The 14,060-nt window shown below is 69.7% G+C and carries 12 protein-coding genes and 1 pseudogene; 6 read left to right on the top strand and 7 right to left on the bottom strand.

From position 1 onward, the window contains the following. The first annotated feature begins 4 nt into the window (after nt 1-4). From ABMA10_RS06110 to ABMA10_RS06095, 4 genes are all read left to right on the top strand, one after another. Complete coding sequence (locus tag ABMA10_RS06110; protein ID WP_347867042.1) at nt 5-1,075, top strand: iron chelate uptake ABC transporter family permease subunit; 1,071 nt, start codon at nt 5-7, stop codon at nt 1,073-1,075. A gap of 17 nt (nt 1,076-1,092) precedes the next feature. Continuing rightward, on the top strand, nt 1,093-2,157 hold the full coding sequence (locus tag ABMA10_RS06105; protein ID WP_431031300.1) for a FecCD family ABC transporter permease: 1,065 nt from the start codon (nt 1,093-1,095) through the stop codon (nt 2,155-2,157). A gap of 1 nt (nt 2,158) precedes the next feature. Next, nucleotides 2,159-2,962 carry an ABC transporter ATP-binding protein gene (locus ABMA10_RS06100; protein ID WP_347867044.1) on the top strand — a complete coding sequence of 268 codons (804 nt, stop codon included), beginning with the start codon at nt 2,159-2,161 and terminating at the stop codon, nt 2,960-2,962. Between the two features lie 340 nt (nt 2,963-3,302). Beyond that, on the top strand, nt 3,303-4,313 hold the full coding sequence (locus ABMA10_RS06095) for an iron-siderophore ABC transporter substrate-binding protein (RefSeq protein ID WP_347867045.1): 1,011 nt from the start codon (nt 3,303-3,305) through the stop codon (nt 4,311-4,313). Nucleotides 4,314-4,368: 55 nt separating this feature from the next. Here the strand turns inward: ABMA10_RS06095 and ABMA10_RS06090 are convergent, their stop codons facing one another. From ABMA10_RS06090 to ABMA10_RS06080, 3 genes are all read right to left on the bottom strand, one after another. After that, nucleotides 4,369-5,592, bottom strand: coding sequence for an IS30 family transposase (locus ABMA10_RS06090; protein ID WP_431030660.1), 1,224 nt, complete (start codon nt 5,590-5,592; stop codon nt 4,369-4,371). A gap of 99 nt (nt 5,593-5,691) precedes the next feature. After that, nucleotides 5,692-7,431 carry a hypothetical protein gene (locus tag ABMA10_RS06085; protein ID WP_347867555.1) on the bottom strand — a complete coding sequence of 580 codons (1,740 nt, stop codon included), beginning with the start codon at nt 7,429-7,431 and terminating at the stop codon, nt 5,692-5,694. Further along, nucleotides 7,428-8,096, bottom strand: coding sequence for an ABC transporter ATP-binding protein (locus ABMA10_RS06080; RefSeq protein ID WP_347867554.1), 669 nt, complete (start codon nt 8,094-8,096; stop codon nt 7,428-7,430). Before ABMA10_RS06080 ends, ABMA10_RS06085 begins: the two co-directional genes overlap by 4 nt. Before the next feature lie 104 nt (nt 8,097-8,200). Between ABMA10_RS06080 and ABMA10_RS06075 the strand changes: the two genes are divergently transcribed. Both ABMA10_RS06075 and ABMA10_RS06070 read left to right on the top strand, forming a co-directional pair. Further along, on the top strand, nt 8,201-10,405 hold the full coding sequence (locus ABMA10_RS06075) for a beta-glucosidase family protein (RefSeq protein WP_347867553.1): 2,205 nt from the start codon (nt 8,201-8,203) through the stop codon (nt 10,403-10,405). An 84-nt stretch (nt 10,406-10,489) separates the two neighbouring features. Next, nucleotides 10,490-10,747 (top strand): hypothetical protein, encoded by a 258-nt coding sequence (locus tag ABMA10_RS06070; protein ID WP_347867562.1) that lies wholly within the window; start codon nt 10,490-10,492, stop codon nt 10,745-10,747. Nucleotides 10,748-10,840: 93 nt separating this feature from the next. On the opposite strand, the pseudogene ABMA10_RS06065 reads toward ABMA10_RS06070, so the two are convergent. From ABMA10_RS06065 to clpS, 4 genes and pseudogenes are all read right to left on the bottom strand, one after another. Beyond that, nucleotides 10,841-11,872, bottom strand: a pseudogene (locus ABMA10_RS06065) (MGDG synthase family glycosyltransferase); the annotation flags it as partial. Nucleotides 11,873-11,926: 54 nt separating this feature from the next. Further along, complete coding sequence (locus tag ABMA10_RS06060) at nt 11,927-13,126, bottom strand: glycosyltransferase (protein WP_347867552.1); 1,200 nt, start codon at nt 13,124-13,126, stop codon at nt 11,927-11,929. A gap of 80 nt (nt 13,127-13,206) precedes the next feature. Further along, a complete protein-coding gene (locus ABMA10_RS06055; protein ID WP_431031299.1) occupies nt 13,207-13,773 on the bottom strand; it encodes a DUF2017 family protein in 567 nt (188 codons plus the stop codon). After that, nucleotides 13,770-14,054 carry an ATP-dependent Clp protease adapter ClpS gene (clpS, locus tag ABMA10_RS06050; protein WP_347867550.1) on the bottom strand — a complete coding sequence of 95 codons (285 nt, stop codon included), beginning with the start codon at nt 14,052-14,054 and terminating at the stop codon, nt 13,770-13,772. The genes ABMA10_RS06055 and clpS overlap by 4 nt, the downstream gene beginning before the upstream one ends. Nucleotides 14,055-14,060 lie beyond the last annotated feature (6 nt).

The following is a 14,060-nucleotide window of genomic DNA, read 5'->3' as shown; positions in this document are numbered from 1 at the left end:
GCCGGTGAGCGCCGACCTCGACAGCCTGCGGCTCCCGACCGCAGCCGCCCGCGCACGAGACGCGTCGACCGGCATCGCCAGGTCGGCCACGTCCCGTTCGTTGCTGTTGGTCGCCGCCCTCGTCGCCCTCGGCGCCATCGCGACAGCGAGCCTCTTCATCGGCTCGGGCACGATCAGCCCGGCCGAGGTGTGGCGTGCACTCGCTCACGGCGGGACCGACACGAACGCCCTGCTCGTGACCGGATACCGCATCCCCCGCATGCTGCTCGGGATCGGGGTCGGTGCAGCGCTCGGACTGGCCGGTGCGATGATGCAGGCCGTCACCCGGAACCCCCTCGCCGACCCCGGCATCCTCGGTGTCAACGCCGGCGCGTACTTCGCCGTGGTCGTCGCGGTGGCGGTGGCCGGCACCGCCGACCTCTCCTCATACGTGTGGTGGTCGTTCCTCGGCGCCGGTGTCGCGTCCGTCGTCGTCTATGTCGTCGGGTCACGTGGGCGAGCAGGCGCGACGCCGGTCCGTCTGGTCCTGGCGGGCGTCGCGCTGTCCGCCGCACTGCAGGGCGTCACGTTCGCGATCACGATCCGGAACCCGGACATCTTCGACAAGATCCGATTCTGGCAAGCCGGATCACTGCAGAACCGACAGCTGGACGTCTTCCTCGGCATCCTGCCGTTCCTCGTGATCGGTGTCGCCCTCGCGCTGATCGTCTCCCGCTCGCTCAACGCGGTGGCGCTCGGCGACGACCTCGCCACGTCCCTCGGCACGAGAGTGCTGCGGACCCGCATCCTGTCGGTCCTCGCCATCACACTGCTCTGCGGCTCGGCGACCGCTGCAGCCGGTCCGATCGCCTTCCTCGGGCTCATGTCGCCCTACCTCGCTCGCGCGATCGTCGGCCCCGACCAGCGCTGGGTCCTGCCGTTCACGATGGTGTTCGCGCCGATCATCTTCCTGCTCTCAGACCTCGTCGGCCGTGTCGCAGTGCCCGGCGAGATGCCGGTCGGCATCGTCACGGCCTTCGTCGGCGCACCGCTGCTCATCGTCCTCATCCGTCGTTCGAAGGCGCAGGGGCTGTGAGCGACCAACGCAGGAGCATGATTCTCGACCCGTCGAGGCCCACCGCCCATGCCGAACCCGGCCGCCGCACCGTTCGCCTCGGTCCGATCAGCTGGGTCCTGCACCGACGCGAGTTCGTCGTCGTCGGCATCCTCGTCGTGGTGGTCATCGGCGTCGGCGCCTTCTCCCTCACGCAGGGCGAATACCGCATCCCGCTCGACAAACTGCTCGCAGCCTTCACCGGTGACGGGTCGGAGAGCGTGCTGCGGATCGTGCTCGACTGGCGACTGCCGCGAGTCGTCGTCGCGATCGTCGGCGGCATCGCCCTCGGGCTCTCCGGTGCGATCTTCCAGTCGATCACGCGCAACCCACTCGGCAGCCCCGACATCATCGGGTTCAACTCAGGCGCGTTCACGGGCGCACTCGTCGTCACGCTCGTGATCGGCGGGAACTACGCCGCGACCGTCGCCGGTGCACTCGTCGGTGGGCTCGCGACCGCGCTCGTCGTCTATCTGCTCGCCTGGTCGCGCGGGGTGCAGGGTTTCCGCCTCATCGTCATCGGGATCGCGATCAGCGCGGTCCTGAACGCATTCAACGACTACCTGCAGTTGCGAGCGGACCTCAACGCCGCGATCGTCGCAGCCAGCTGGGGCATGGGCTCGCTCGCCGACCTCGGTTGGAGCGACGTCGTCCCCGTCACCATCGCCGTCGCCGTCCTCGTGCCACTGCTCGCCCTCCTCGCGCGCCGCCTCGGGCTGCTGGAGCTCGGCGACGACATCGCGAAGTCGCTCGGCATCCCGGTGGAACGCACCCGCCTCCTGCTGCTCGTCATCGGCGTCGCCCTCACTGCGACCGTGACGGCCGTCGCAGGCCCCATCGTCTTCGTCGCCCTCGCGGCGCCGCAGCTCGCCCGCAGACTCACGAAGTCGGCGGGTATCACCCTCCTCCCCTCAGCCGCCATGGGCGCGGCGCTGCTCCTCGTGAGTGACGTCATCGCCCAGCGGATCATCGCGCCGGCAGCACTGCCCGTCGGCGCCGTGACCGTGACGCTCGGCGGCGTCTATCTGATCGCCCTGCTCATCGTGCAGGCGGGAAAGCGCTGACATGCAGACCGAAGCACCGACCTCCAGGCTCTCCGGATCCGACCTCCGCGTCGGGTACGACCAGCGGACCATCATCCACGAGCTCGACATCGCCATCCCGGACGACTCGTTCACGGTGATCGTCGGCCCGAACGCATGCGGGAAGTCGACACTGCTACGCACCCTGGCACGGCTGCTGAAGCCGACGAAGGGGCACGTCGTCCTCGACGGCAACCAGATCACGAGCTACCCGTCGAAGGAGGTCGCGAAGCGCATCGGCCTGCTGCCGCAGACGTCGATCGCACCGGACGGCATCTCCGTCATCGACCTCGTCTCGCGCGGCCGGTACCCGCACCAGTCGATCCTGAAGCGTTGGTCGGAGGCGGACGAGGCAGCGGTGCTCGCAGCGATGGAGGCGACGAACGTGACGGAGCTGTCCGGCCGCCTCGTCGACGAGTTGTCGGGGGGTCAGCGCCAGCGGGTGTGGGTCGCGATGGCGCTCGCGCAGGAGACGCCGCTGCTGCTGCTGGACGAGCCGACGACGTTCCTCGACATCACGCACCAGGTGGAGCTGCTCGATCTCTTCACGCGGCTCAACCGAGAGAGCGGCCGCACCCTTGTCGCCGTGCTCCACGACCTGAACCAGGCGGCACGGTACGCGACGCACCTGATCGCGATGCGTGACGGCCATGTCGTCGCGCAGGGCGCCCCGGCCGACATCGTGACCGCGGAACTGGTGGAGGAGGTCTTCGGGCTCCGCTGTCGGATCATCGACGACCCCGAGTCGCACACCCCGCTCGTCATCCCGCTGATGGGCGCCCACTGACGGACACGCTCCCTCCGTTCCCGGCCCTCGTTCCCGGCCCTCGTTCCCGGCCCTCGTTCCCGGCTCCCGGCTCCCCGTTCCCGGCCCTCGGCCGCCCAGCGCATCGCGCTGAACCGAGCGCGGGTAATCCGGGGCCAGCGCGGTGCGCCCGACCGGGCGACGTCCACCCGCCCGCACCGCACCCCATTGGCGCGAGGGCGGGTCTCCGGAGACCCGCCCTCGCGCCAATGGGGTGCGCTCGGACCAGCGCACCGCGCTGGCAGCACCCCGGTCGTTACCTGGTCGTGACTTGGGAAGCTTAGGCTTACCTCATACTGTGAACCCCGATCGAAAGCAGAACATGCGTCGTTTGCCCCGCACCCTGACCGCTGTCGCAACCCTCGCGGTCGCCGGTCTCGCCCTCGCCGGCTGCACCTCCGGCTCGTCGAGCGACGACTCCTCGGCCGCCACCCTCGGCACCGTCGACACGATGTTCGGCGAGGTCACCGTTCCGGAGCCCGCCGGCGACCTGACCGTCGTCGCGCTCGGTTGGTCCGACGCCGAGATGGCCCTCGCCCTCGGCATCGTCCCCGTGGGCGTGTACGACTGGCAGAGCTTCGGCGCCGACAACAAGGCCGTCGGTCCGTGGGCGACCGACCTCTTCGGCGACGTGACCCCCGAGATCATCGAGGACAGCGGCGACACCGTGAACTACGAGCAGATCCAGGCGCTCGAGCCCGACCTGATCCTCAACACCCGCTCCGCAGGCGACGAGAAGCAGTTCGAACGCCTCTCCGAGATCGCCCCCACGGTCTACGCACCCGAGGGCACCGCGGCGTTCGCGACCCCGTGGGACGTCCAGCTCGAACAGGTCGCCGCCGCGCTCGGCAAGACCGAAGAGGGCGCAGCACTCGTCTCCGCGACGAAGCAGTCGATCAACGAGGCGGCCGAGCTGCACCAGGAGTTCGCCGGCCTGACCACGGTCGCCGCGACGAAGTTCGGCGACGCGTACGGTGCGTACCTCGCGGGCGACGGACGCTTCGACATCCTCGCCGACCTCGGCTTCCAGCAGAACCCGGCCGTGCGGGGCCTCGAACCGGCCGGCTTCTACGCTGCCGTGTCAGCCGAGCAGGTCGCGGCGTTCGACGCGGACGTGGCCGTGCTGCTCCCGATCGGCTTCACCGCCGCGGAGACCACCGCCGACCCGCTGCTCGCCAGCCTCCCAGTGGTGCAGGACGGCCGTGCGATCGTCCTCGACCCTGCCGACGAACTCACCCAGGCCTACAGTGCAGCCTCCGTGCTGAGCATCCCGGTCGTCCTCGAGCAGCTCGTGCCCAAGCTCGCCGAAGCCGCCGCGAAGGTCGCCAAGTAGGCTCACCCTCACAGCAGGACATACGCGCGGGAGCAGGATGGGATCAGCGGCGGATTCAGGCGGTCAGTGCAACACCATTGGCTGGTGGGTTCGAGAGTAGTTGGTCGAGGGCTTCTTTTGGAGTTGCCCAGTGCAGGGTTTTCCGCGGCCGTTCGTTGAGTTCGTTGGCGACGAAGTCGAGGTAGTCGCGGTGGTAGCCGGAGAGGTCGGTGCCTTTCGGGAAGTACTGCCGCAGGAGCCCGTTCGTGTTCTCGTTGCTCCCTCGCTGCCAAGGCGAGTGTGGGTCGCAGAAATAGACGCCCATCTCTAGCGCTGCGGTGATGTTCCGGTGGCCGGCGAGCTCGGATCCTTGGTCCCAGGTGAGGGTTTTGCGGAGGAAATGCGGGAGTTTGCGCATCTGCTCGATCATCGCTCCCTGAACCTCGATCGCGCCGTGTCGATCTGGCAGATGCAGCAGCATCACGAACCGTGTGCTCCGCTCGACAAGGGTCCCGATCGCGGAACCGTTGTCCTTACCGACGATCAGATCACCCTCCCAATGACCCGGGACTGCCCGGTCCTCGACCTCCGCGGGGCGCTCGCTGATCATGACCATGTCCGGGATGCGTTTGCCACGGCTCGTCGCGCGTCGGGCTGGTTTGCGCAGCGCCCGACCGGTTCGCAAGCAGTCCGTGAGCTCGCGTCTGAGCGCTCCGCGGCCCTGGACATACAACGATTGGTAGATCGTCTCGTGGGACACGCGCATCTCCGCCTCGTCAGGGAAGTCCAACGGCAATCGTCGCATGATCTGTTCCGGGCTGAGCTTGCGCAACAGTCCCGCCTGGACCGCATCACGCAGCCGATCGTTCAGAGCGAGTTTCGAGGGCTTCGGACGAGCCAACCGCTGATCAGCTCGACGCTGGGCAAGCGATGGCGAATACCGCCACGGGACGGTCACCGGGCGTCCGAGCTTGGACCGGGACCGGTACTGCTGACGATCAAGATTGCGACGGAGCTCTCGCAACACGGTCGACGGGCTGCGCCCGATCGACGCCGCGATCGCGCGGATCGATCGCCCTTGACTGATCCCGGCATGGATCTGCTCACGCTCGCTGATACTCAAGAAACGACCTGACGGCGGAAACAACGACAATGGCACCATCCCGCCAGCATTCCGGAACCACACGTCACCCTGCTGAGACGAAATCCCAGCAGCCTTCGCCGCATCCACAGACGTCGCTCCGTCACGAATCCTCGACCAGAACACTCGCTGCACCACACGGGCCATCAGAACCGTCATCAACACTCCAAAACATCAGGATGTTGCACTGATCCCTAGAACCCAAGAGCGATTCCGTCCTGCCCTCGCGCGTTGCTCCTGCTCCCTCGACGGACGACCTCAGGCGGGCCGGGACAGCTTCCGCAGCCGAGCCGAGCCGATCGCCGCGACGATGAGCAGCATCACGAGCAGCAGCACGACCGCGGCCCCCGTCGCCACCGGCAGCAGCGCCGTCAACCCGCCACCCACCAGGAGTGCGAGCAGCACGGCGTCCGACTGCCAGAGCAGCACGTTCGCCGATGACGCGTCACCGAACGGTGTCGGCACCGGCATGAGCAGGGTGATCGGGAGCGGTCCCTTGGCGGCGTCGAACACCCGGAGCACCACGATCCAGAGCGCGAGCAGCAGCCACCACCAGAGTGGTTCCAGCAGGGCGATGCCGCCGGCAGCGGGCGACGCGAGCGCCCCGAGGAGCGCGCCCAGGCCGCCGAGCAGCACTGCGACGACGAGCGGGGCGATCGCACCGGCGACCACGAGCGTGAACGTGCTGCGGCCGTAGAGCGTCGGCGTCCCGGCACTCTCGACGCCGTGCCGCACGGCGTCGCACCAGACCCCGACCGCCAGGTAGGCGACGAACGCAACCGGAACCGCGAGCATCCACCGCACACCGTCGGGCAGGGCGAGGGTGAAACCGACCCCGATGCCGCACGCGAGCAGCACTGCCGAACCGAACAGCACTCGACCGGGCGTGCGCAGGGCGCCGACGAGGGAGCGCCGGAGCACGACGAGCCACAACGGACCCGTCATCCGCAACGGGACGCGGCGACCGGACCGCGGCGTCGACCGCAGACCGCCGACGGCACCCGCCGTGTCACCGCTCTGCACCATCACCCCGACCCGCTGCCAACGCTGCGCCTGTTCGAGCAGCGGTGCACTGCGCAGCGCGTCGAGGGATCGGGGAACGAACATGAGGGCCGCGACGCCGACGATGACGAGCGCGACGGCTGGCCACACGAGCGGAGCAGGGGGCTGGACGCTGATGAGGAACGACGAGGATGCACCGTCGCGCAGCATCTCGTATTGCGGACCGGACAGCATGACGATCCCGGAGTCCCCTCGCAGTCGAGCCCACAGCAGCCCCGTCCAGCCCCACGGGGTCAGGGTGTGCAGCGCGGGTAGCCACAGCCCGATGAGGCCCGTGGTAGCGACGGCGCTTGCGATAGCCGCAGCCACCCGACCCGAACCGCGCTGCCCGAGCAACCACACCACACTGAGCAACACGCAGAACCCGAGGCCGCCGACCAGGAATGCGACGACCGCGCCGGGCTCGGTCGGACCGGCACCGCCCACGACGAACGCCGTCTCGAGGCGAGAGCCCGCTGAGACGACGGAGTCCGCCGGCACCAACAACCGCGACAACGCGACCACTCCGCCAGCCAGCAGCCCTCCGACCACCAGCGCGATGGCGGAGGTGACGAACGGCCGCCGGAGCGTCAGCCGCCTCGGCAGCGGGGAGTCGGCGAGGAATGCCACTGCGGCGGGCCTCGGCACCACCGGACCACGCACCCGCCCACCGAGCAGCACCAACAGCACCGCTCCGGCCGCGAGAAGCGACGCGACGCCAGGGGTGATCGAGGCGACGACCGACGCCGCATCCGGCTCGATCAGGCCGAGCACCGCGAACCGGACGAGCGGCGCCCCGACGATGAGTGCGACGAGGATGCTCGCGTAGACGATGAAGGCGATGTCGGCGACCCTCGGTCGTCCGTCGCGGCCGGCGAGGACGGCTCGACTCGCACGGAAGACGACCCGGTCGGCGCGACGGTCCGACGAGGGCCGACCGGCGGGGGCGTCCGTCATGGTGCCTCGACCGTGATCGCTTCGTCGGCGATCCGCTCGATGAGTTCGGTGTTGTGACTGGCGAAGACGATCGCCGCACCGCGCTCCTTCGCCAGCAGCACCCGCTCGGCGACGACGTTGCGCCGCTCGGCGTCCAGCCGCTGCTCTGGCTCATCGAGGATGAGGACGTCGAACGGCCGGACGAGCGCGGTCGCGAGCGCGAACAGCTGGGACTGACCGGACGACAGTTCCGTCACGAACCGGCGGGCGAGGGCATCGATCCGGAACGCGTGCAGCAGCTCGTCCGCTGCGTCGTCGGCGGCCTGGCCGGTGACGCCCCACGTGGTCGAGATGTACCGCAGGTGCTCCCGGAGGGTGAGGTCGGCGGCGTAGGCGGGTGTTCCGATGAGCGCTGAGACGGCTCGCCGCACGGTGCGGTCGCGGTCGTCGATCGTGCGACCGTCGATCGTCGCGCTACCGCTCGACGGCCGCAGCCGACCGCTCAGGATCCGCAGCAGCGTCGTCTTGCCCGAGCCGTTGCGGCCACGGACGGCGAGGGCCATGCCGGGATCCACGCGGATGTCTGTCGGCGACAGGAGGACCTCACCGTCGATCACGGCCCCGATGTCGGTCGCCTCGATGAGTGGCTGCACGGCTGCACCCGGGTCCGTGTCGTGTTCCACCATCGTCCCATCCTGGCAGGAGCCGACGTCCGCGTCCTCCGCCGAGCGGGCGATCTGCACGCCGCCGTGGGAGCCGCCACGCCAGGAACAGGGTGCAGAATGCAGGAATGGGAATCGCCACCGGGGACCGCACCGAGCGCACACGTTCCGCGGGAGACCCCGACGGACCGGCCGACAGCGAATACGCCAGTGTCGTCCGCAACGTCCGCGACGGCGCACTCGATGCCGACGATGCCGCTGAACGGCTCATCAGGCAGCTGACCGACCGGGAGCTCCTCGGGCTCCTCGACGGCGATTCGCCGAGACGCCTCCTGCCGTTCATCCCCGTCCTGCTCGGTCGGCGTCCGTTCGTGGCCGGGGCGGTTCCGCGGCTCGGCATCCCCGGTATCAGGTTCAGCGACGGCGCCCGCGGTGTCGTGATCGGCGCGTCCACCGCCTTCCCCGTGACGATGGCGCGGGCGGCGAGCTGGGACCCCGCTCTGGAGGAGCAGGTCGGCGTCGCGATCGGCGCTGAGACGCGAGCACGGGGCGCCAACTACTCCGCGTCGGTCTGCGTCAACCTGCTCAGGCACCCCGCCTGGGGTCGTGCGCAGGAGTGCTACGGCGAGGATCCGGTACTCACCGGCGTGATGGGCTCGGCCCTGACACGGGGCGTCCGCGTGCATGCGATGGCGTGCGTGAAGCACTTCGCGCTCAATTCGATGGAGGACGAACGCTTCGAGGTCGACGTCTCGGTCGACGACCACGCCCTGCACGAGGTCTACCTGCCGCATTTCAAGGCGGTCCTCGACGCCGGTGCGGACTCGGTGATGAGCGCGTACAACCGCGTCCGTGGCGAGTACATGGATGTCAACCGACCGCTCCTCACCGAGGTGCTGCGCGACGAGTGGGGCTTCACCGGTTTTGTGACGAGCGACTGGGTGTTCGGCACCCACGACGCCGTGCGGAGTCTCGAGGCAGGCTTGGACGTCGAGATGCCGCTGCGACTCCGGCGCGCACGTGAGTTCCCGGGTGCCGCCAGGCGCGGGGAGTTGGCCCGCGAGACGGTGCTCCAGTCGGCTCGACGCATCCTCCGGACCACGATCCTGCAAGCCGCGACCCGCGAGGAGACCTCGCCGAGCGCTGGCGACATCGCCTCTCCGGAGCACCGGGCGCTCGCGCTCCAGGCCGCGACGGAGTCGATGGTGCTGCTCAAGAACGAGCCGATCGGCGGCGCACCGCTCCTCCCCTTGGCGGCCACCACCACGCACATCGCGGTCGTCGGGCGTCTCGCAGACGAGCCGAACCTCGGCGATCACGGGTCCTCGCGCGTGCGCCCACCCTCGACCGTCTCGCCACTGCAGGGTCTGCGGACGGCGCTGCCCGGTGTGCGGATCACCACGCCGACGGACCACAGCGAGCGCGCGGCGGTCGCTGCAGCAGCCGCTGCCGACACGGCGATCGTCGTCGTCGGCTTCGACCAGCACGACGAGGGCGAGTCGGTCGTCACCGGGGGCGTCGACGTCGGGGTGCTCGGCAAAGCGCTCGACTCCGGTCGACTGCGGAGCGCGATCACCCGCGTCGCGCACCTGGCATCACGATTCGTCCGGGGTGGCGACCGGACCTCGCTCGAGCTGCGTCCCTCCGATGCACGACTGATCCGGGCGGTGTCCGCCGCCAACCCGAGGACGGTCGTCGTCCTGATCGGCGGGAGCGCGATCCTGACGGAGGCCTGGCGCGACCGGGTTCCCGCGCTCCTGATCGCCTGGTACGGCGGGATGGAAGGCGGGCACGCGCTGGCGGACGTCCTGACCGGCGCGTCCGAACCCGGCGGTCGGCTGCCGTTCGTGCTGCCGACCGACTCCGCGCACCTGCCGCCGTGGGATCCGACGGCGAAGGCCGTCGTCTACGACGACCGCTGGGGCCAACGCCGCCTGGACGAGGACGGTCATGCCCCGGCGTTCCCGTTCGGTTTCGGCCTCGGGTACACGACGATCGAGCACCGCATGCTCGACCACCGATTCGATGACGACGGCGGAACCGCGCGCGTGCTCGTCACGAACACAGGCGATCGTGCGGGCTCGACGGTCGTGCAGCTCTACGCGGCGGACGTGTCCCGGGAGCGCCCCATCGCCCAGCTCGTCGGCTTCCAGAAGGTCACCCTGCGGCCGGGCGAGGAGACGACGGTGCGGGTCGCCCTCGACGCCGGTCCGACGCTGCGTCGCGACCCGGAGACGAAGCGCTGGTCCGCCCGCGACGGCGACTGGGCGCTGCTCGCCACCCGACACAGCCCGACCGACTGGTCTGGGGCGGTTCGACTCCGGAACGACTGAAGCCCTCAGTCGACCGACGACGTGCCCTCTGCGAGCGGCTCGACGCTCACGGGCAGCGTGTGGTCGCCTCGGAGGACGGTCCGGATGAGCCGCTGCGACCGCCCTCCGCAGCGACAGGAGCGACTGGTCCCGTCGAAGCAGGAGGCCGCCATCCGGATTCGCGTACCGATGCTGCAGGTCTTCGAGCTCCTCGGCACGCAGGAGCGCCACGGTGCTGTCCTCCACGGGATCGACGAGGCGGACCAGGGCACCCGGTCCCGTCAGCTCGCTCGCCACGATGCGCTGCGCGCTCGCGTCGAAGATCGTCTTCTGTGCAGCGCGTGTGACGACGAGCGGACGTGAGGGGCCGTCGAGCAGACCGCTGAGCACCTCGGACGCGGCGTCGGGTCGGCCGACGCGCCTCGCCGACGCCTGCATCCGCTGGAGGCGTCCTGGTTCGCGGAGGATCCCGTCGATCTTCCACCCGATCGTGGTCGCGGTGTTGCAGCGGACGGCTGCGCCCTGCTCCATGAGGTAGTCGCCGTTGCGCACCTCCTGCCCGGGGATCGGGTTCACGAGCACCATCGGGAGCCCTGCGGCCATACACTCCGATGCCGACAACCCGCCAGGCTTCCCGATGAAGAGGTCGGCGTCGCCGAGCAGCTGCGGCATCTCCGTCGTGAAACCGAGCACGGTGTAACGCTCGTCGTCCGGGGCGATGAGCGCCTCGACGCTGCGGCGCAACTCCTCATTGCGCCCGCACACGATGGTCGCCCTGAACGGCGAACGCAGATGCAACGTCTGGCGCACGACGGCCAGCGCGTAGTCCCCGCCGGACGCTCCGGCGGAGATCAGGAGCATCGGGGGAGCACTCGGGTCGCGCTCGGGGACGGACCCGGGTTGCGCCTTGATGGGGATCCCGGTGGCTGCGACACGATCGGACGGCAGACCGAGCGCGGTCAGCTGCACCCGGCCCTCTTCACGCGCGAGGAACAGCCCGTGGAACGCGCTCGTGAGCCACAGCCCCTGGAAGTCGTAGTCCGTCGTCACGACGGCCGTCCGGGCGTCCACGACGCCGCGCAGGAGGAGCGTCGCCATCAGCCCGGCCGGGAGGAAGTGCGTGCAGACGACGGCGGTCGGGCGGAACCGTCTGATGGCGCTGACGACCGGCATCGCGTTCGCCTGCGTCCACGGGTCGAGCGGGCCGCGTCGGCGGAACGGTGCGTCGCTCAGGTCGTAGCCCCACTCCACGAGCCACGGCGTCTCCTCGACGAGGACGAAGTACCCCTTGCCCAGCACGTCGCGGTAGAGCGAGGTGCTCGCCTGGAGGACGTCGAGCACGAGCACCTCGGCGATGTCGGACCGGCCGGCGCACGCCTGCTCGACGGCGGCCGCCGCGCTGTTGTGCCCTGATCCGACCCCGGCAGACAGGATCAGGACGCGCTCGGCGCCTTCGATGCTCACTGGTGCAGGTGCGGTGGTCCCCATGCAGCGATGGTAGCGGCCGGTCTCACGTGGATTCCGACGTGTGACCGGCGGCGGCTAGCCCTGCTCCCTCGTCGCAGCCTCGTAGAGGGCGATCAGGCGGGTGGTCTGGGTCGACTGACGGAGGGTGCTGGCGAGCTCGGGTTCGACCGTCGGCGCTGTGCCGGCGTTGATCTCGTCGACGGCGGTCCGCAGCGCTGCGGCGAGCGCCTCGACCGTGCCGTCGACGGGCTGCCAGATCGACTCGGCGGGCAGCTCCGCAGCGATGTTCGGATCGCTGATGATCGACGGCGTTCCGAGCGATGCGGCCTCGAACACCGTCATGCCCTGGGTCTCGAAGCCGATCGAGGTCTGCACGAGGGCGTCTGCGTCGGCGATCGCCCGCAGGGAGTCCGGGTAGGAGACCCGGCCCGCGAAGACGACGTGGTCGGCGAGGTCGTGCTCTGCGACGAACGCCTGCGCCTTCCCGAGGAGCAGTCCGGCACCGTAGAGGCGGAACACGGCGTCGACCCTCGCGAGTCGCACGGCCTCGAGGAACTCCATGAGCCGCTTCTCGTGGCTGAACCGGCCGATCCAGACGAACGACGGCAGGCGGTGCGGCACGGCGAGCGTCGTCGCCCGCTCGTCGAGGATCTCATCGAGTACGGCGTCGTCCACACCGGTCGAGAGCACCTCCGCGTCGGCGGTGACGCCCTGCTCCCGGAGCACGCGCGCGAAGTGGTGGGACGGTGCGATGACGGTCGTGGCCCGCTTCGCGAACTCCTGCAGGTACGCCCAGACGCCGGTCGGCAGTGTGGACAGACGTGGTTTGAGGACCCGATGCTGCCACCAGGTGAGCGCGCCGACGACGAGCTGCGGCGCCGGCATCGTCTCCTCGATGCCGACATCCATGCGGTTGTGCATCGTGTGGATCGCGGGGATGCCGTGACGCTCGGCGAACCGGTAGGCGGTGATCGCCTGCCAGAAGTCCGCCTGCACGTGCACGACGTCGACCGGCGGCAGTGCGGCCATCCGGGCGTCGAGCCAGCGGTCGGTGAGGCGACCCGGAACCGTCATCGAGTACTCGCGGTCGAGGGTGATCGGCATCGACGGGGTGTCGAGATAGCGCGGGTCGTCGTCGTGCGCCTGGTGCATGCGTGGCGAACACACGGTGACGGTGTGGCCTGCGGCCTCGAGGAAGCGACGCTGCAACCGGATGGACACCTGGGCCCCGCCGGACGACTCGGGATGCTGGTCGCTGAAGACGAGGATGTGCATGGTCACCAAGGCTACCCGTCCAGACGTGGCTCCCCCGGGTGGCCCCATGGCGACGGATCGTTCCCCGACCGGCGGACCGTTCAGGCCTCGTCGAGAACGGCCACGATCGACTCCTGGAGGTATCCGAGCCAGGCGTAGATCGCCATCATGAGTTGCGGGTCCTGCTCATCGTCATCGTCGGTGGGATCCGGCTCGAACGGTTCCGTGTCGTCCTCGATGCCGAGTCGGGCGGCGATCGTGAGGCGTGTGTCGTTGAGGAACCGCAACCAGGTCCACGCCGTGTCACCGACCAGGCTCACGGCCGCGCCACCCTCGTGACCGGCGGGGACCACGCCGGGCACCTCGGCCTCGGGGCCCGTGGCGGTGACGGCGTCGAGCACCGTCTGTGCGGCGCTCACCTTGCCGTCGACGAGGTCGTCCGCGGTGAATCTGCGGAACTCCTCAGCGGCCTCCGGGTCGTCGCGGTACCCCTCCGGCACGAGACGCGCCATCGCGGGGTCGAGGTGGACGGCCGTCGCGATGCCGGCACGCGTCGCGTCCTCCAGCATCTCCACGAGCTGGCTCGCGAGCTGACCGAGGACCGAGGTCTCCTGCTCGTCGAGCCGCAGCACGACGGGACCGTCGGCCGGACGGACGAACGCGCTCATGCGTCCTCCCTGGCGAGGCTGGCCCACAGGCCGTAGCCGTGCATGGCCTGCACGTGCCGCTCCATCGCCTCGCGGTTGCCCGTCGCGACGACGGCACGACCTTCGTGATGCACGGCGAGCATCAGCCGCTCGGCCTCCTCGTGCGTGTAGCCGAAGTAGCTGCGGAACACGAGCGAGACGTACGACATGAGGTTCACCGGATCGTTCCACACGATGGTGACCCACGGTTGCGCGGTGAGGGTCACCTCGTCGACGATCGGCTGGTCGAGGATCTGCGCCATCCTCCA

This window comes from Plantibacter sp. RU18 (assembly GCF_050613355.1).
Lineage (GTDB): Bacteria > Actinomycetota > Actinomycetes > Actinomycetales > Microbacteriaceae > Plantibacter.
The sequence above is the reverse complement of the archived record's forward strand: the minus strand, read 5'-3'. Positions and strand labels throughout refer to the sequence as shown.